At 61.4% G+C, this 18,603-nt stretch carries 17 protein-coding genes; 7 read left to right on the forward strand and 10 right to left on the reverse strand.

Annotated elements, in window-relative coordinates:
* The first annotated feature begins 187 nt into the window (after nt 1-187).
* Nucleotides 188-895: a PEP-CTERM sorting domain-containing protein gene (locus tag HY852_RS08505; protein ID WP_291603999.1), complete on the forward strand. Its 708-nt coding sequence runs from the start codon at nt 188-190 to the stop codon at nt 893-895.
* A 143-nt stretch (nt 896-1,038) separates the two neighbouring features.
* Here the strand turns inward: HY852_RS08505 and HY852_RS08510 are convergent, their stop codons facing one another.
* Nucleotides 1,039-2,118: an alpha/beta fold hydrolase gene (locus HY852_RS08510; RefSeq protein WP_367116352.1), complete on the reverse strand. Its 1,080-nt coding sequence runs from the start codon at nt 2,116-2,118 to the stop codon at nt 1,039-1,041.
* 16 nt (nt 2,119-2,134) lie between these two features.
* Nucleotides 2,135-2,287 (reverse strand): hypothetical protein, encoded by a 153-nt coding sequence (locus HY852_RS08515; RefSeq protein ID WP_291604062.1) that lies wholly within the window; start codon nt 2,285-2,287, stop codon nt 2,135-2,137.
* 336 nt (nt 2,288-2,623) lie between these two features.
* Here HY852_RS08515 and HY852_RS08520 point away from each other — a divergent pair, with 336 nt between their 5' ends.
* Entirely contained in the window at nt 2,624-3,634 is a 1,011-nt protein-coding gene (locus HY852_RS08520) for a glutathione S-transferase family protein (protein WP_291604001.1), read from the forward strand.
* Nucleotides 3,635-3,677: 43 nt separating this feature from the next.
* Here the strand turns inward: HY852_RS08520 and HY852_RS08525 are convergent, their stop codons facing one another.
* The 5 genes from HY852_RS08525 to HY852_RS08545 form a co-directional block, all read right to left on the reverse strand.
* Nucleotides 3,678-4,307, reverse strand: coding sequence for a 2-hydroxychromene-2-carboxylate isomerase (locus HY852_RS08525; RefSeq protein WP_291604002.1), 630 nt, complete (start codon nt 4,305-4,307; stop codon nt 3,678-3,680).
* Nucleotides 4,308-4,318: 11 nt separating this feature from the next.
* On the reverse strand, nt 4,319-5,965 hold the full coding sequence (locus HY852_RS08530; protein ID WP_291604003.1) for an AMP-binding protein: 1,647 nt from the start codon (nt 5,963-5,965) through the stop codon (nt 4,319-4,321).
* Nucleotide 5,966: 1 nt separating this feature from the next.
* Complete coding sequence (locus HY852_RS08535; protein WP_291604004.1) at nt 5,967-7,877, reverse strand: NAD(P)/FAD-dependent oxidoreductase; 1,911 nt, start codon at nt 7,875-7,877, stop codon at nt 5,967-5,969.
* A gap of 105 nt (nt 7,878-7,982) precedes the next feature.
* Nucleotides 7,983-8,639 (reverse strand): TetR/AcrR family transcriptional regulator, encoded by a 657-nt coding sequence (locus HY852_RS08540; RefSeq protein WP_291604005.1) that lies wholly within the window; start codon nt 8,637-8,639, stop codon nt 7,983-7,985.
* Nucleotides 8,636-10,129: an AMP-binding protein gene (locus HY852_RS08545; protein WP_291604006.1), complete on the reverse strand. Its 1,494-nt coding sequence runs from the start codon at nt 10,127-10,129 to the stop codon at nt 8,636-8,638. Before HY852_RS08545 ends, HY852_RS08540 begins: the two co-directional genes overlap by 4 nt.
* A 167-nt stretch (nt 10,130-10,296) precedes the next feature.
* Between HY852_RS08545 and HY852_RS08550 the strand changes: the two genes are divergently transcribed.
* The 5 genes from HY852_RS08550 to HY852_RS08570 all read left to right on the forward strand — a co-directional run bounded on the left by HY852_RS08550 (nt 10,297) and on the right by HY852_RS08570 (nt 15,051).
* Entirely contained in the window at nt 10,297-11,556 is a 1,260-nt protein-coding gene (locus HY852_RS08550; RefSeq protein WP_291604007.1) for an ABC transporter substrate-binding protein, read from the forward strand.
* Between the two features lie 96 nt (nt 11,557-11,652).
* On the forward strand, nt 11,653-12,555 hold the full coding sequence (locus HY852_RS08555; protein WP_291604008.1) for a branched-chain amino acid ABC transporter permease: 903 nt from the start codon (nt 11,653-11,655) through the stop codon (nt 12,553-12,555).
* Nucleotides 12,552-13,583, forward strand: coding sequence for a branched-chain amino acid ABC transporter permease (locus tag HY852_RS08560; protein ID WP_291604009.1), 1,032 nt, complete (start codon nt 12,552-12,554; stop codon nt 13,581-13,583). Before HY852_RS08555 ends, HY852_RS08560 begins: the two co-directional genes overlap by 4 nt.
* 2 nt (nt 13,584-13,585) lie before the next feature.
* Complete coding sequence (locus HY852_RS08565) at nt 13,586-14,338, forward strand: ABC transporter ATP-binding protein (protein WP_291604010.1); 753 nt, start codon at nt 13,586-13,588, stop codon at nt 14,336-14,338.
* Nucleotides 14,335-15,051 (forward strand): ABC transporter ATP-binding protein, encoded by a 717-nt coding sequence (locus HY852_RS08570; RefSeq protein ID WP_291604011.1) that lies wholly within the window; start codon nt 14,335-14,337, stop codon nt 15,049-15,051. The genes HY852_RS08565 and HY852_RS08570 overlap by 4 nt, the downstream gene beginning before the upstream one ends.
* Nucleotides 15,052-15,362: 311 nt before the next feature.
* Here HY852_RS08570 and HY852_RS08575 read toward each other — a convergent pair whose 3' ends face one another.
* From HY852_RS08575 to HY852_RS08585, 3 genes are read right to left on the reverse strand one after another with little or no spacing between them, the layout of a single operon-like run.
* Entirely contained in the window at nt 15,363-16,136 is a 774-nt protein-coding gene (locus HY852_RS08575) for an SDR family NAD(P)-dependent oxidoreductase (RefSeq protein ID WP_291604012.1), read from the reverse strand.
* Between the two features lie 19 nt (nt 16,137-16,155).
* Nucleotides 16,156-17,394 (reverse strand): thiolase family protein, encoded by a 1,239-nt coding sequence (locus tag HY852_RS08580; protein ID WP_291604013.1) that lies wholly within the window; start codon nt 17,392-17,394, stop codon nt 16,156-16,158.
* A gap of 12 nt (nt 17,395-17,406) precedes the next feature.
* Nucleotides 17,407-18,519, reverse strand: coding sequence for a CaiB/BaiF CoA-transferase family protein (locus tag HY852_RS08585; RefSeq protein WP_291604015.1), 1,113 nt, complete (start codon nt 18,517-18,519; stop codon nt 17,407-17,409).
* Nucleotides 18,520-18,603 lie beyond the last annotated feature (84 nt).

Here is an 18,603-nt window from a genome sequence, read left to right on the forward strand (position 1 = left end):
CTGCAGCGCTTGTTTTAATCTTAAACAACCCTAGGAAAACCACAAATCGTACTGCGATTGGGTGTCTTGATTGTCGTAAGTTATTGTTAAATCTTGTATTTGCCAATGGCCATTGACTAGCATTTTCATTTGTCATATCATATTACCCCAGATTGATTATTTATTATTTTGAGTTGAGGAGTTTCAAATGCGTACACGTTTAATCTTCTCAGCCTGCCTATTAGGTGTTCTCGTGGCCCCGTCCAAGGCGGATGCCCACCTTTATTTAGTGGGGGCTTCCGACGTCACCGCTCAGGGCTTTGGAAATGCCAACCGCATCATCACGTTCGATTCGCAGGGCAACGACTCAACCGAGACCGGTTCGACGACGGTAATCAATGGGGTTTTGACCTTCTCAGGTGATCTCGCGGAGCCCACGAGCGACAATCAAAAGTTCGGGGCCCCGACTCTCTCTCAGTTGAATTGGACCAATGCTTCGCAGGTTCAATTGCTATTCAATGCGAATGAGGGGCAGGCTGCACAAGATAAGCCCATCAACATCGATACTCTGACGCTGAGCTTTTACGACAATATCGGGGCGGTCTACTCCATCAGCACAATTCAACCTATTTCGTTCTTAAGTGGCGAGCCCGGAAATGGCAGTGCTGGATACGCGATCGCCGTCTCAAACGATGAGCAGGCCTTGCTCAATCAATTCGTTTTCAATCTCGCCGGTTCGAGTTCCTTCCGGATCGGCATCTCGGCGAGTCTGTCAGATGTGAATGGGGGGGCAGACAGCTTCAATGCAGTCGCTGCCGTTCCCGAGCCATCAACCTGGGCCATGTTCATCTTGGGTTTCGCCGGCATCGCATTACTGGCCTATCGAAGGCGCAGCACGGCCTCCCGGCCAGCCTGATAACGATCTGGGCGAGGAGACGAGGGCTCAAATTCGAGCGCATCTCCTGATCGGAACGCATGAGCAGGAGCCGAGCATCGAGCCCGCTTTGATGCCGGGCCGCCACGAATTGACTCCCGGCAGCTGATGTGTTGCCGCTGTTCTCAGCGATGCGCCGCAAGCCATGCAAGGATGTTCGGCCAGATGCTCGCGTAAGCCTCGCGCCCCACAAGAATTCCGAGGTGCTGCAGCGCGACTCCAGTCTCGCCTGGGTATTTGATGACGGAGATATCCTTTGTGGGCAGAGCGTCAAGGAGGGGGTCGATTGAAGCGAGCGGTGCAACCTCATCCGCCATATTGACGACCGCAAGTATCGGAAGATCAAGACACGACGGCCCAACGGCGCGACCCCGAACAGTAAGGACGCCTCGGCAGAACCGGTTTTCCCGATAGAGCCATTCCAGAATCTGACGAACCAGCCTGCCGGGAAGTGCGGCTTCGTCGAGCGCCCAGCGCTCGACCCGCGCGTGAACTTCCAGCGCCCGTTGGTCGTTCATGCTCGCTGCCGCATCGACCAACCGCGACCATACGAACGCCTGTGGCGAAGCGAACGCGCTCGCTTGCGAGAGTAGGGAGCCTGGCACGACGGTGGTCTCGGCCAGATCGGGCGGGATCATGGAGACGAGGGCATCGCGGAATTTGCTCGTCGCCGGCTGAAAGCATAAAGGGGCGCCGAGAAGCACCAAGCCGCGAATGGAGTGCGGTTCGCAGGAACTGAATATCGCGGCCAACGTCCCGCCAAGCGAGTGACCGAACAGGAAGGGCTTTTTCTGGTTCGGCTCGCCCGAGATCCTGACTACACATTCGGAGATGGCCTGCGTGCATTCATCGAACCCGACATGTCCACTGGTCGGCGTGGGTGGGATCCATTCAGTGAGGTAGACGTGCAAACCGTGATCCAGGCAGTAGCGGATGGCGCTGGCCGTCGGCGCAAGATCCCAGATATACGGTCGCTTGATGGGCGCTGCGACAATGAGCAGCGAAGCCTCTGCGCCGACGCTCCCGTAATCTCGCAGCCGCCAATGAGGTCCGCTGGCGAGTATCTGGAACGGCCGCTCGGCTGGATCAAATCCGATCGTTCCCAGGGCCTGTCCCTGTGCGCAGCGCAGGAGGTCGAGGGCTGCAAATTGGACGTGTCTCAACACGTCCATCAGGGCCGGCTCCGTTCGCGGATTTGCGGGCATCTCCGGCTCCCGCGAGTCACGAGCCGAGACGCGCCTCGTAGAGGCCTTTCAGCAAATGATCGTGCGACCTGGGGCCGAGCGTAACGCCGATCGCGTCGGCGAGCGGGGACGCGCCACGTAACACTTTCTCTCGCGCTGCCGAATGAAACAGGACCTGTTTGTGGGGCATTTTGCACCTCGGATAGCGATCGTCTGGCTCGTGGGCTCACAGAAGCGCGATTTGGCCCAAAATCATCGGCCAACAGCATGGCGCCAAAGAGCGGCCATTCTCTCCATCGACTGCTGAAATGGTACGGATCGAAGACGCTGGCAATATTGATTTTGATCAAGGTCTCGGCCTGAGCCGGCGCTGACCCTTTTGCAGCAGTTCATCGTGCAACAGATGTTCCTTGGTCGCCTGGCAGGGACGGGAAGGTTCGAAGTGCGGCGCTGAAGACTACTTGGAGATCAACAATTCTCATCATACGCTTTGCAGGCCTGCAAAGAGGTCAAGAGAACGATCGACATGATTGAAGCGCGCTATAAGCTCATAGGCTCAACCGCTTCGCCCTACGCCATCAAGCTGCGCGCGCTGATGCGCTACCGCCGAATTCCTTTCGATTGGGTCATCATGACCAAGGCTCTGCGCAAGCAGACCGGGCATCTACGCCCAAATCTGATTCCGGTCCTGCAATACCCGGACGGCACCTTTCGCGGCGAAACCACCGCGCTCGCTTACGATCTGGAAGCGCGACATCCTGGCCGCTCGGTCATTCCCGAAGACAGGGCGCTCGCCTTCATCTGTGATCTCCTCGAAGACCTCGCCGACGAATGGGCGGTCAAGCCTTTGTTCCTGTACCGGTGGTGGGCACCGGAGGACCAAACCTACGTCTCGCGATGGGCGGCCGAGGAATGGTCAACCTCGGAGGCGGAGACCGGCAGCCTAGAGGAGATCGAGGAGTTCCGGCAGCGGCAGATTTCGCGCATGCCTATCCTGGGGGCTACCGCCGAAAATAGGCCGCTGCTCGAGGAAAGCTACCGTCGGATTTTGGCCGCCTTCGAGCCGCACGTCGGAATGACAAAGTACCTGTTTGGCAGCCGGCCTTCGCTCGCTGATTTTGCCTGGTTCGGCCAGCTCAGCGAAATGGCGACCGATCCCACGCCGATGCGGATCATGCGGGAGAAGGCGCCGTTCACCGAACACTGGGTCCGGCGGCTGGACGACGCGTCGGGGGTGGAGGGCCATTGGTACCCACGCAAGCAGGCACTCAGTGGATGGACTGAGGCGCTGCTTGAGATCGCAGGCGAACTCTATTTGCCGTTTCTTCTCGCCAACGCGGAAGCCTTCGCCAGGGGACTCGAACGGCTGGAGATCGAGGTGTGGGGCCTGCCGTACGCGCTGGCGCCGTTCAAATATCAAGTGAAATGCCTGCAACAGCTGCGAGACAGGTTCGCCGCGCTGAACGTCGAACAGCGCAAAGCGCTTTGGCCGTTGTTGGAACGCACCGGTTGCTGGGAGCCGCTTGCGAAATCGTAGCGCGCCACGCGCGTATCGCACCGCCAGCGGTTCGCGGTACGTCCTATTTCCGGTAGCGGCTGCCGAGCGCGGCGGCGATGCTTTGCGGATCCTGGATGCGCTCAATAAGCATGTCGATGCGATCGCCGCCCCAGAACAATTCGCCGTTGAAGACCATGGTGGGCACGCCGAACACGCCGAGCGCTTCCGCTTCATCAATGATGCGTTCGTGCTCCGCGCGCGCCGGACCATGGACATAGTCCTCGAATTCCTTGGCTGAACCGCCCAGGGAAGCGATCACGCCGGACATCTCCGATAGCTCATCGAGCTCCAGGTCGTGGCTCCAGAAACGGCGAAAGACCGCCTCGTGATACGCGCGGAAGAAGCCGTGGCGCTGCGCAAACAGCATGCCGACGCTCGAATAGAAAGCGTCGTAGATCCGGCGCGGACCCTTCATGGTAAGCCCTTGCGCATTGGCAAAGCGCCGCGCGTCCATATAGGCATAGCGCACCTTTCGCCAAAAGTGGGGCGTGCGCTCCTCGACAGTGCCCATGAATTCGGCCACACGCAGCGTATAAGGCAGCCATTCAAGTTCGACCCCGTGCTTCTCTTCGAGCTCGAAGAGTCGCTGGTTGGCCACGAAAGCATAGGGGCTCTTGTAGTCGGTGTAGATGCGCACGCGTGGCTTCTGCATCGCTTAGACCCCTAAAGCTTTTCGCGCCGCACCGCGATTCCGGCGCGTTCACGGTCCCAGGTGTCATCAGTGACACCCTGCGCACGAAGCACGTGCTTCTCCACCTTTGCCGTCGGCGTCTTGGGCAGCTCCTCCATGACGCGCACGAAGCGCGGGATCATGTGGTGAGCCATCCGTGGCATGAGGTGATTGATGATCTCCGAGGGTTCGATGGATGATCCCGCGGCAGGTGCCAGCACAACGAGCACCTCGTCCTCGGAAACTTCGCTCGGCACCGGGATCGCGGCGGCCTCCCGAACCGCGGGGTGGCTGAGCAACTCGACCTCGATCTCATACGAGGAGATGTTTTCGCCACGGCGGCGGATTGCGTCCTTCAGCCGGTCGACGAAACGGTAATCGCCGTCGGAATCGCGGACAAAGGCGTCGCCGGTGTGGAACCAGCCGTTGCGCCAGGCATCCGCAGTCGCCTGCGGATTATTGTTGTAGCCATGATTCAGCGCCCACGGCGCTTCGGTGCGCAGGATCAGCTGCCCGACCTCGCCGTCCTTGACCGCGCAATCATGTTCATCGACGAGCCGCACCTCGACGCCTTCGCGCGGACGGCCGCAGACATTGTCCTTGGCCGGATTGGCGCGGGAGATCAGCGGCGTGCAGATCTCCGTCATGTTGAACAGCGTGTAGTAGTCGACGCCAAAGCGTTCGCGGAAAGGCGGGCCGCTCTGCCCGAGCGGGACGATGAATACCATCCGCAGCTTGTGATCACGATCGCGTGGGCTGGGCGGTTGCTTCAGGAGAAACGTCGCCATCGCGCCCAACAGGAAGGCGGAGGTGACTTCCAGCTCCCGCACCTGGTCCCAGAACGCCTCGGTACGGAAGTGACTGACCACCGCGATCGAACTGCCGACGCAGAGCGAGACCGTGGCGATGAACGCGCCGCCAATGTGGAAGATCGGCATATGCACCAGCTGCCGGTCGTCGGAACGCAGGCAATTCCAGGCGTCCGGGCCGACGCAGGAGTAGGCGTGCATGTAGGACGACAGCACGCCCTTCGAACGACCGGTGGTTCCGGAAGTGTAGATGATGGATTGCGTGTCGAACGGCTCGATCGGCCTTTCCGGCGGAGGAGGCGGGCTCGATGGTTTTGTCAGAGCGGACACCCCGTGCATAACGGTCCTGCCGCTGGAATGCTGAACCTGGTCGGTCGAAAGAACGATGGTCTCAAGCGTAGCGGGTGCCGCGGCAAGGACGCGGTCGAGCACGCTGTCATGGATGATGGCAAGCTTTGCGCCGGCGTTGTGCAGTACATGCTCGAGCGCCGAGCCCTTCAGTGACGGATTGATGGGCACATACACCGCGCCGAGATAGTTGATAGCGAACATAACGCGCAAGGCAAGCGGCGAGTTCGGCAGAACCAGCACCACATGGTCGCCCTGGCGGACGCCGAGCTCATGCAGGTTGCCGGCAAGGCTCGCGACCAGCTCCAGCGTTTGTGCGAACGTCCAGCGGCCGCCGCCCTCGAACGCGGCGAAGATCTCGTTCGGCTTGTTGCGCGCGTTGCGCTCAAGCGCGTAGCGCAGGACGCAGATTTCGGCGGCATAGGTGCCGCCCGGCACGTAGTCGGCCGAGAGCGGGATGGGCTCGTAGCAGGCATCGGCCATGTTACATCTCCGTCAACCGGTATTGATTGAGTTCGGGATCGTGGGTCATGCGCCAGTAGTCCACGAACCGCCACGGCATGGCCGAGAATACCCGGCCGCTCTTGTTGCGGTAATAGGTCGTCATGCCGGGATGGGTCCAGATCATGGCCTCATGTTCGGCGTCGACGCGGCGGATGTAATCGTCATGAACGTCCTCGCGAACGTCGATGGCAGCCACTCCGCGCTCGATCATTTCGACAAGGCAGGCCGAGATATAGCGGCTCTGGCACTCGGACTGGAAGATCACGCTGCCGCCGTGGGCCGGCCCCGAATTCGGACCCAGCATGCAGAAGAAGTTGGGGAAGTCCGGCACGGTCAGGCCGAGATAGGCCGTCGGATTGTCGTTGGCCCATGTTTCCCGCAGGTTCCTGCCGCCGCGGCCGGTGATGTTGAGGCGCGCCGCCATTTCCGTAACCTTGAAGCCGGTCGCGATCACGATGATGTCGGCAGGACGCAGTTTGCCTTCCGCTGTCACGATCCCCTGGGTATCGAAATGATCGATCTGGTTCGTGACCAGCTCGACATTGGGCTTGGTCAGCGTCCTGAACCAGCCGTTGTCGAGCAGGATGCGCTTGCCGTAGGGCGGATAAGTCGGCACACACTTGTCGATCAGGTCGGGACGGTCCTTCAGTTCCGAGACGATGAAGTCGGTCAGCTCCTGGCGATGCCGGTCGTTACCCTTGTTGACGGCGCGATCGGGATAGGGCCAGGCCGGATCCTTGCGCAGAAACGGTAACAGGCCATCGCCGTAGCGCCAGAACATGTTGAAGCGATACCACTGCACATAGAACGGCAGATGCGCGAGCAGCCATTGCGCGCCCTCAGTGATCGGGTCCGAATAGCCCTTCACCGGGCGCGCCCATTGCGCGGAGCGTTGATACACCGTGACGGAAGCGACACGGTCGGCGATCGAGGGCACGAGCTGCATTGCGGTTGCGCCGGTACCGATCACAGCGACGCGCTTGCCTTCGAGATCTATGTCGTTCGACCATAGTGCGGAATGCAGGATCAGACCCTTGAAGGTCTCGTCGCCCTTGAAGTGCGCGGGTGAGGGATCGTTGAGCTGGCCGATAGCGCTTACGAGCACGGTAGACTCGAAGTTCTCGTCGCCTTCTCTGGTCTTCAGCGTCGAGATCCAGCGGCGCTTGTTCTCATCCCAGCGCGAGGACCTCAGCTCGGTATTGAGGCGCAGATGCTCGCGGATGCCGTATTCGTCCGCGACCTTCTTCAGATAGTCGAGCAGTTCCTCGCGTTGACAGAAGTAGCGGGTCCAGGGATTTCGCGATCCGAATGAGTAGGAGTAGGAGTGGTTCGGCGTATCGACGCCGCAGCCGGGATAGCGGTTGATGTACCAGGTGCCGCCGAGCTCGTGGTTCTTCTCCACGATGGTGTAGGGTATGCCGAGGTGCCCAAGGGCGACGCCGAGCGCAATCGCGCAGACGCCGGCGCCGACGATCAGGACGTGCTGTTGCGCCAGCGTTGCCGCGGCCGGGTGATGGGCCCAGCGCGCCTCACGCGGCACAAAGCCCATCTCCTCGCGCATCAGAGGGGCATATTCCGGAGCGACGTTCTCGCCCAGGCAGGCACGCATCATCTCCAGCATCAGCTCGTCGCCGGGATCGTTAACGGCGGCCTTGGGATTGCCGTTCGTAAACAACCTGACGACCGCAGCGCGGATCTCGTCCTGGATGTCCTTCGGCAATCCCGCGTCCGGATCGGGGATGAGACGGATGTCGCGCTTGGGTCGATACGGCGGCTCGAGCCACCGTTTGTCGCCGGTGATGTGGACGAGCACCATCAGAAGACAACGGATATCGCCCTCGGCGATGGCCGAGACCAGATCGAGTCTCTTGCGCGGAGTCTCGATGTTCATGATATTCGTCCTCGCTGCGAGTCTGGTCTTTGCCGCAATACGCAATGAGTGTCAAAGGTCGCCGCACGGATGCAGCGACGGTCACCGGTGACGAGGATGATGCCATCAGCGCTCATCATCATTATCTCCGGACCGATGGAACAGGCCGCGCGTGATCAGCTTCCTATAGGCCGTGATGACGTGATCAGGTACGGCAGTCACGCCGTCAGCGGAGTAGGAGTAGCGGCGGCTGAGATAGCCGCGTGCACCCATGAACATGTGGACGATGGCTTCGAATTCATCGTCGCTGTAATCGTCGATGGCACCGGCAAGCCGGACACGCTTGAGGATGCGCACATAGGCGATCGAGATGTTGTCGAGGTGCTTCTGATACCCGCTCGGCGCAAAGAATTCGGCCTCGTTCAGGATGCGCAGGAATTCCGGCACTTCCCGGATGAAATCGAAGAAGGCGGAAAAGCGCTCGATCTCCTGCCGTGCCGCGTGCGCGGTGCCCGTGCGGGCGCGGATGAACTGCACCATGTCGAGCCCGATCTTGGGCAACAGCTGGTCCAATAGCTCCTGGCGGCTTTCGAAATGGTTGTAGAACGTGCCCTGTGCGACGCCGGCTTCCTCGGTAATGCGGGCGACGGACGCTTCCGCATAGCCATACTTGCCGACCACCTTGGTCGCAGCTTCAAAGATCTTCTGCTTGGTCCAGGCGTTGCGCTCGACCCGATTGAGCTTGGTCACTTTTGGGGGCGCTGCTGCAGGACGGTGCGTCATGCATTAGTCTCCAGTTCCGCGCGCAGCACCCGTTTGAGCACCTTGCCCGAGGGATTGCGCGGCAGGCTGTCGCGGATGATGAGTTGTTTCGGCACCTTGAAGCCGGCGAGCCTGTCGCGGCAATGCTCGGCGAGCTGGGATAACTCCAGACGAGCGCCCTCCGCCAGCACCACGACCGCCACGGGCTTTTCCCCCCAGCGTTTGTCCGGAAGACCGATCACGGCCGCTTCGCGCACTTGCGGCAGCTCGTAGAGGACCCGTTCGATTTCCGACGAGGCGATGTTCTCACCTCCGGAGATGATCATGTCCTTCTTGCGGTCGGTGAGATAGAGAAAACCGTCTTCGTCGAGATAGCCGACGTCGCCGCTTCGGAACCACTCGCCGAAGAAAGCGGATGCCGTTTTCTCCGGGTCTTTCCAGTATCCCTTTGTCACCTTCGGTCCGCGCAGGCAGATTTCGCCGTTCTCGTGCGGGGGAAGGCGATTGCCGGCCTCGTCGCGGATCTCTATCTCGACATGGGCGATGCTCCGGCCGGTCGATCCGATCTTCTCGATCTCGCGGCCGGCTTCCATAAACGTGTCGCCACCACAGGTCTCGGTCAGGCCATAGGCATCGATATAGCGCGCGTTCTCGAAAAATTCGGAGAAGTCGCGGATGCGCATCTCCGGCGTCTTCTCGCCGCCGCCGATCGCCCATCGCAGGCCCGAGACATCGTAACGATGACGGTTGGGGCAGGTGAGAATGGCTGTGGTCATGACCGGCGCGAACCACGCGGCGTTCAGCTTCTCGGTCTCGATCGCGGCCAGCGCCTGTTCAGGCTCGAAGTTGCGCTGGATCGAGAGCAGGCCGCCATGCCAGAGCACGGCTATGCCGGGCAGGTCGAGCGCGCCGACGTGATAGAGGGGGCCGACCACCAGCAGCCGCGTGTCAGCGTTCAGCCCCAGCGCGATGGTCTGATCGGCGGACTTCCAGTAGAAATTCTCGTAGGAGAGCATCACGCCCTTAGGGCGATCGGTGGTGCCCGAGGTATACATCAGCCGCATCAGCTCTTGCGGCGTGCAAGGATGCATCGGGGCAGGCAAAGCATCCGGCGCGAAATGCGTGAGACTTGATTGCGCGGCCTCATCGAGCAGAACGAGGGACGTGCCCGTCGCGATTGCCTCGAATTCGTCGTCCGCAATCAGAATTCGCGCGGCGGCATTGCCGACGATGTAATCGACTTCATCCCGCGACAGGCGGTAGTTGATCGGCAGGAACACCGCGCCGATATGGCTGGTCGCAAAGGTGAGTTCGAGGAACGCCGCGCTGTTCTTCATCAATACCGCGACCACATCGCCGGCGCGAATACCGCGCGATACAAGCCACCCGGCCACTTTGCGGATGCGCTCGTCAAAGCAGGCATAGGAAATTTCCTCGCCGCGGTATTTCAGCGCAGGGCGGTCCGGAGTCCGCCTGCCATGAAAAGCGATGAAGCTGGACAGGTTTATCATTCGCAGCTGGCGGGCCGGTTCCGGCCTCGTTTCCTCCCTGATGAATTATGACTCGTAATTCATGTTTGGCTTGACGTCACCCCCTTTGCTCTGAAATCCTTCAGGCATGGAGACGGAACGATCTCCGCAAGGGAAAACGGAACGCCAACCCGATAGGGAGGGGAAAGATGAAGAGAACCCGGCAACCGGGCATCAGCCGTCGCTCGACTCTCACGTTGATGGGCGCCGGTGCATTGACCTTTGCGGCGCCGTGGGTCGCGCGCGCGCAAGCCAAGACCATCAAGATCGGCATGCCGACCATTCTGTCGGGGCGCGTTGCGCAATTGGGCACCTCATCGCGCAATGCCGTGACTATGGAAGTTGAGAAGATCAATGCCGCAGGCGGGCTCGCCGGCCGGCAGATCGAAATGGTCATCCGCGATTCCAAAGGGCAGCCGCAGGAAGCGGCGCGTGTCGCGCGCGAACTCGTCAATACCGACGGCTGCGAGCTCCTGATCGATGCCGAGGCGTCCTCTGGCGCATTTGCCGTTCACGAGGTCGCGCGCGATCTTGGCGTCTTCTGCGTTCATACCAATTCGGAGACATCGGCGCTGACCGCCGATCCAAAGCAGCACATCCCGAACGCGTTCCGTACCGCGCGGCAGGGCGTTCATGACTCCATCTTCGGCGGCAGCTATGCGGCTGCGATCGCCAAGGGCAAGGGCCTGAAGAAGTGGGCGACGTGCTCCCCCGACTACGCCTATGGTCGCGACACCACGGCCGAGTACACGCTGTATCTCAAGCGATTTGCGCCCGATGTGGAGATCATCAGCGAGTCCTGGCCGAAGCTGTTCCAGCCCGACTACACCGAGGTCGTGACCAAGATCCTGCAAGCGAAACCACAGGCACTCTATTCCTGCCTGTGGGGCGGCGATCTCACATCGTTCATCGATCAGGCCAACATCTACGCGATGTTCGGGCAGATGGAGGTGTTCGCCGTCAACATGGCCGACTACACGGCGCTGACGGTGGTGAAGAACCTGCCGAAGGGCATTCACTCCGGCAATCGGTACATCAAGACGTTCCCTGCGACTCCCGAGAACGCGGCCTGGGGCGATGCCTACAGGGCGAAGTACAACGAATATCCCACCAACTGGTCGTGGGAGAACGCCACGGCCATGATGCTGATCGCAGAGGCGTCCAAGAAGGCCAATTCCGCCGACGGGAAGAAGATCGCGGAGGTCATGCGCGGCCTGACCATCAAATGCCCGTTCGGTGCCGATGGCACGGTCACCATGCGCGCCGAGGACCAGACCCTGATCGGCTACGCGATCGGGTGGGGGACGACCATTCCGCAGGAGCCCTACGTGCCCGATGTCAAGGCCGGCGACTGGAAGATCATTCTCGAACTCGAAGCCGAGTGGAAGAAGAGCAAGGGCTATACCTGACGGTAGCATGAATCGAGGCGGCGCGCGCCGCCTCGATCGATGGATGCCTGGACTTTCGCGCGCCCGTCGTCGGCGCGCCGCAACGGAAATGACACCTTGGACCTCGATGCGCTCGCCAGTTGCTTCACAAGTTCCGCCTGTCTGGTGACGCAAACCACCAGCGGGCTGATCATCGGCATGCTGTTGTTCCTGGTCGCGGTCGGACTGACGCTGATCTTCGGCGTATTGAAGGTCGTCAATTTCAGCCACGGCGCCTTCTACATGTTCGGCGCATATTTCGCGATGACGAGCTATCAGCTCACCGGCAGCTTCGCGCTGGCGATGCTGTGCGGAGCCGCCGGTACGGCCATTCTCGGGCTCATTTTTGAGCGCGTCTTCATGAGCCGGGTCTACGGCGCCGACGTTTTGATGCAATTGCTCGTGTGCTACGCGTTCGTCCTGATCTTCGACGACGTCGTCCGCCTGATATGGGGGCCGGAATTCCGATCCATGGGCATGCCGACCGCGTTCCAGGTGGTGCCGCTCTTTATCGCGGGCGGTGTGGTGCCGCCTTATTACCTTCTCCTCATCGGCGTGGCGCTCGCAGCTGCCATCGTGCTCGGCGTCGGCCTGGCGCGCACCCGTATCGGCAAAGTGATCCGAGCGGCCGCCTACAATCCGTCCATGGTATCGGCGCTCGGCATCAATACCGGCTTGATCTATGGCGGGGTGTTTGCAATCGGCGGCCTGCTCGCGGGATTGGCCGGGGCGCTCGCGGCGCCGGTGCGATCGTTGACGCCGGGAATGGGCTTTTCCGTTCTGATCGAATCCTTCATCGTCACTGTCATCGGCGGCATGGGTTCAATTTTGGGCGCTCTGATCGGCGCTCTGCTGCTTGGACTGATCCGCTCGTTCGGCTCGCTCGGATTTCCGCTCTTCACCGAGGGGTTGATGTATCTGTTCATGGTCATCGTGCTGGTGTCGCGGCCCTCCGGCCTGTTCGGAAAAGAGGTCGCATGACTGAGCTGCAGGCCGCACGCGCCGCGGACAGCCTGAGTGCACCCCGTCTCGAGGCTGGATCGAAACGCTTGCGCTACCTGGACCTGCTAGTCGCGCTCGCTGCGTTCGCCGTGCTTGCGTTGCTGCCGCTCGTTTCCGACAGCAAGGCGCTGCTCGACTTCGTAATCCGTTGCTCGGCTTACGGCCTGTTCGCAACCTCGCTCAATTTGCTGGTCGGCTACACCGGCATGATTTCGTTCGGCCATGGCATGTTCTTCGGCCTGGGCGCCTACGGTTACGGGCTCATCATGCAGCGCATCGGCGTCCCAATCCCGCTGGCTTTCCTCGCGACGCTGGCGATCACCGCCGTAGTCGCGACCATCATCGGCGCGATCTGCGTGCGATTGAAGGAGATCTATTTTGCGTTTGTCACACTCGCCTTCCAGATGCTGATCCACTCGACGATCCTGTCGTGGTCTTCCTTCACGGGTGGCGACCAGGGCCTGCGCGGCGGCATTCCGCGTCCGCCGTTTCTCGGCATCGATCTCTCGAACCATGTCCATCTTTATCTTGCGAGCTGCGTACTTTTGGTGCTCGGTCTGCTCGCGATGCGCCAGATTGCGGCATCGCCGTTCGGCTATACGCTGCGCATGATCCGCGACAACCCGATGCGCGCGAGCTTTATCGGGATCGACGTCTGGCGGGCCAAGCTGACGGTCTTCGTGCTGGCGGCGCTGTTCGCGTCGACGGGTGGAATGGTGATGGCGCTGTTCGTCTCGGGCGCCTATCCGGAATTCGCCTATTGGACGATTTCGGGCGAGGGCATCTTCATCAACATGCTCGGCGGCGTCGCGACGTTCCTTGGTCCGATGGTCGGAACGGTGCTGTTGTTGATCCTCAATGATACGGTCACCCGCTTCACCGAGTATCACGGTATCGTGCTCGGCGTGGTGATCCTGTTCTTTGCTATCGGGCTGCGCAAGGGCCTGATGGACTTCGTGGTCGAATGGTATACGCAGCGCCGCGATCGCGCATCGGGGCAGGGGTAGTCATGCTCGATATCCGGGGGCTTTCGAAATCCTTCGGCGGCGTCAAGGCGATCCATGACGTGACGTTCGACTTTCCCGACGGCTCGCTGACCGCGGTGATCGGTCCGAATGGAGCCGGCAAGAGCACGTTCTTCAACTTGATTACAGGAGCTCTGACGCCGGACGCGGGAGAAATCCTGCTCAATGGCGTCGATCTCGCCGGCCGATCGCCACCGGAAATCGTGAGGCAGGGTATCGGCCGGGCTTTCCAGGTCGCGAGTATTTTCCGGTCGCTGACAGTGCAGGAGACTCTGCTGGCCGCGGTAGGCGCCGATCAGCGTCGCGGCGGCGTGTTGCACCGGCGCTTTCCATTGGCGGAAACGCGCGATCGCGCGGAATATGTGATGGAATTGCTCGGACTTGCCAATAAGCGCCATCGCACGGCTGCGATGCTTTCGCATGGTGACCAGAAGCTGCTCGACATTGCCCTGGCCCTCGTACTCGATCCCAAGGTGCTGCTGCTCGATGAGCCGACCGCCGGCATGGGCCCGGAGGAGCGCTGGCGGATGATCGACAAGGTCCGCGAACTCTGGGACAGACAGAAGATCACCGTCGTGTTCATAGAGCACGACATGGACATTGTGTTCAAGATCGCGCCCCTTATCGTGGTGCTTTGCTACGGAAGGATACTTGCTACCGGTACTCCAGACGAAATCCGCAACAATGGTGTGGTGATCGATGCCTATCTCGGCACGGAGCACGGAGCAGCACCATGAACGGCAAACTTATCATTGAGGTGGAGGACCTCGACGTCTATTACGGGACCAGCCAAATCCTGTTCGGCGTCGAGTTTTCGGTGCGACAGGGCGAGACCATGGCGCTGCTTGGCCGTAATGGCGCGGGCAAGTCGACCACGATGAAGGCCATCATGGGGCTCGCACCGCCGCGGCGCGGCAAGGTCAGCCTGCGCGGCAAACTGATATCCGGTCTGAAGCCCCACCGCATCGCTCGTGCCGGGCTCGGCTTCGTGCCGGAGGACCGTCAGATCTTTTCCGAACATACGGTGGAAGACAATCTTCTGATCGGAGGAAAGAAAGGCCCGGAAGGCCAGGACGATTGGACGATCAAGCGCATCTATCAAGTGTTTCCGCTACTGGAACCGTTACGGCACCGGATCGCGGGGCGGCTCTCCGGCGGCGAGCAGCAGATGTTGGCCATCGCGCGAACGTTGATGGGGAATCCCGCGCTTCTGCTGCTGGACGAGCCCAGCGAAGGGCTTGCACCGATTATCGTGCAGCGGATCAGCGCATTATTGAAGCAGCTCCGCGGCATCGGCGCGACGATCCTGATCGCAGAGCAGAACATGCATTTTTGTCTAGGGCTGGCGAGCCACGCCACCCTGATCGACAAAGGACAAATCGTTTACAGCCACACAATCGAAGACCTCAAAGCTAACGACGACATTCGCCGTCGTTATCTTGCCCTGTAGCGATCTTCCGTATTCACGCGCGGCAGCGACCTGGTGATAGCCGTACTGTCCTTGTGCGAGCTACACCAGACATTGTCCCTCGGTGCGCGATCTCGACAGAGAAGAATGGGCTGTTGCCGGAGCCAGCGTCCGGCGCAAGGCGGACATGATGGACAGCAATCGCGTCGGCTGACAGCCACCAGCTGACTACCTGTCGATGCGGTCCCCGGTTCGCACAGCAAGTCCCAGGTCAGTCTTGCAGCTTTGTTCCCGGTTCGAGCTTCAGCACGGCAGCTTCACCAGGCTCACGTCGCATCCGGGGTGGAGGAGTTTTACCGCGCCTGCATTCGCGCTCCCGCGTCCAGGCTGATTGTGGTCGCGTTGAAATACGAATTCTCGACGATCAAGCGCACGAGGCTTGCAAATTCCGCCGGTTGGCCCATCCGGGTTGGATAGAGGATCATCCGGTCGATGATCGATTGCGAAACGTTGTCCGGCATACCCGCGACCATGGCGGTCTGGAAAAGCCCGGGCGCGATGGTGACCACGCGTATGCCGAGCGGCGCCAGATCGCGTGCGATCGGCAAGGTCAGCCCCATGACGCCGGCCTTGCTGGCGCTATACGCCGCTTGCCCGATCTGTCCCTGCCATGCGGCTCCCGACGCGGTATTGACGATCACGCCTCGCTCGCCATCGTTGCCTTCGGGCACGCTTTTCGCCATCGCCTGGGCAGCGAAACGGATCACGTTGAAGGTTCCCGTCAGGTTGATTCCGATCACCTTGTTCCAGGTGGCCAATGGAAAAGGCTCGCCCTTCGACAGCGTCTTGGCGGCGTCGGCAACGCCCGCACAATTGACCGCAACATGGAGCGCTCCAAAACTGTCGATCGTTCGCGCCACTCCCGTCGCCACGCTTTGCTCGTCGGCGACGTCGACCGAAACCAGGAGCGCCTGGTCGCCGAGCGTCGATTTCAATTGCTGCAGTCTTTCCGCGTCTCGATCAAACCCGGCGACACGGGCGCCGGCTTCGGCCAGCGCCTTCGCTGTTGCCAGTCCCAATCCTGAAGCAGCGCCCGTCACCAGCGCGACCTTGCCCGAGAGCTTCATTTCCAGAGTCTCCAAACGTTCAGCGACCGAGAATAGTCACGCAGGCGACGGCCTCTTCGATGCCATGGAGGCCGCCGCCGTTCTCCGCAATGGCGAGGCGCGCCCCTTCAACCTGGCGCGGGCCGGCCTCGCCGCGCAACTGGACGACAAGCTCGTGTACCTGCCCAAGTCCGGTCGCTCCGACTGGATGTCCCTTCGACTCGAGCCCTCCCGATGGATTGACCGGGAGGCGGCCACCGATCGACGTCTCGCCGCGCTCGCAGATTGCGCCTCCGTCTCCGAACGCGCAGAAGCCGAGGTTTTCAATCTGAATGATCTCGCCCATTGCAGTGGCATCGTGCACCTCGGCGACCGAGATGTCGCCTGGACCGACGCCGGCCTTTTCGTAGGCGCGGGCGGCGGCGAGCGCCGTGCAGTGCTTTTCCACCTCCGACGCATTGCGATCGCTTCCAGTCTGGACGACGCTGGCGAGCACGCGAATGGCGCGCGCCCTGTCCAGGCGAAGGCGCTTGAGGCCCTCTTCATTGGTCACCAGAGCCGCCGCGGCGCCGTCGGAGACCGGCGAGCACATTGGAACCGTTAGCGGATAGGCGATCGGCGCGGCAGCAAGAACTTCATCCACCGTGTAGGCCGCGCGATATTGCGACAGGGGATTTTCGACGGAATGTCTGTGGTTCTTGGCCGAGACCGCTGCGATCTGCCGCTGGGTCGTGCCGAAGCGCGCCATGTGGTAGCGCGAGAAAGCCGCATAGACGTCCATGAAGACGCTGTAAGGCTTGTCGGACATTGTACCCGGCGGCGGATAGACACTCTTGCCGAGTTCGATCAGCCGGTCCCGTATCTCCTTGTCGCGGTGGACATCCCACGCGCTATCGAACACCGCGAACATGCGCTCGCGGTCACGCGAGTACATTTTCTCGGCGCCGATGGCAAGCGCCACGTCGCTTTCGCCGGCCTTTACGTAAGAGATCGCGAGATTCAGCGCTGCACTGCCGCTCGCGCAGGCATTCTCAATGTTGAAGACGGGAATCCCGCCTACTCCCATGGACCTCAGAGCGATCTCGCCGCGGATCATATGTTGGCCTTCCATATGCCCCTGCGAAGCGTTGGCGAAGAAGGTCGCGCCTATGTCCTTCGCCCCGAGGCCGGCGTCAGCCAGCGCGGCGTCGACGGCCTCGCGCGTCATCGTCTTGATGTCCGTGTCGAGCATGCGTCCGAACTGCGTCATGCCAACGCCGACGACGTAGACATTATCCATCGCATCTTCCTCTCATTCTCTTGCTCGCCGGGCCCGATAGGGGGTGAGTATTTCCTCCGTGTGCCGGCCGACGGCGGGAACGCCGCGCCTCGCGCCGGGACGCTTGCCGTCGAAGACGAGCGGCTGCGCGACGTAGCGGAGCGTTCCGCCTTCACCCGCGATGTCCGCGAACATGCCGCGCGCCTTGAAGTGAGGGTCCGCCGTCACCTCTTCGATGCTGTTCACGGGACCCCACGGTATGCCCGCCGCGTCGAATTTGGTGCCCCAGGCTTCACGAGTGTCACGCGCCAGCGCGCCGGCGATCCGCTCCCGCAATTCCGATCGTCGCGCAGTGCGCGCGGCGCGATCGAGGCCGGCGCAGTCCTGCATGCCGAGCAGGTCGCACAGAGGCCGCCAGAACCAGTCTTCATGCGCGATCGAGAGGGAAAGCGGCTTGCCGTCGCCCGCATGAAACAGGCCGTACGCAGGCTCGGCGTCGATGTCGGCGAGCGCGGCGCCATTCACAAGCGGGCCGGCCATGACGGACATCCAGGACACCAGGCCGTCCGTCATCGACACGTCGATGTACCGCCCCTTGTTCGTACGGCTTCTTTCGTGCAGGGCTGCCAGAACCCCGATAGCCGCGAACATGCCGGACGACAGGTCGCCGATTGCGATATCGGTTGGCTGATCGAGCCGCCCGGTCTCGGCGCTGCGGTGCAAGAGCCCCGCCGTTGCCTGATACGACAGGTCGTGCGCCGGACGGTCCCGATACGGGCCGCTCTGGCCGAATCCGGAAATGGAGGCGTAGATCAGACGCGGATTGCGCGCGGAAAGGGTACCGTATCCGAATCCCAGCCGCTCCAGCGTGCCCGGCCTGAACCCCTCGATCAGTACGTCGGCGTCCTCGACGAGATCGAGCAGATCCCGCCTGCCGGCGTCCGTCTTGAGATCGAGCGCGACCGACCGCTTGTTGCGGTTGAGCGCGGCGTGGAAGGCAGAGAACTGGCGCGCCGGATCTCCGACGCCGGGGCGCTCGATAAGGATCACGTCGGCGCCGAGATCGGCGAGCAGCAACGTGGCGTACGGCCCTGGATATTGCTCCGCGAGACTGAGGATGCGTATGCCGTCGAGCAATAGTGCCATGCGTTTCCCATCATCGCTGGCCGCTTGTCTCGTCGTCGCGGCGGCCTATCATTGCCTCAATGAAACGGCAAACCTACCCGCGAG

Source organism: Bradyrhizobium sp., assembly GCF_016213215.1.
In the GTDB taxonomy this organism is placed as follows: Bacteria; Pseudomonadota; Alphaproteobacteria; order Rhizobiales; family Xanthobacteraceae; genus Bradyrhizobium.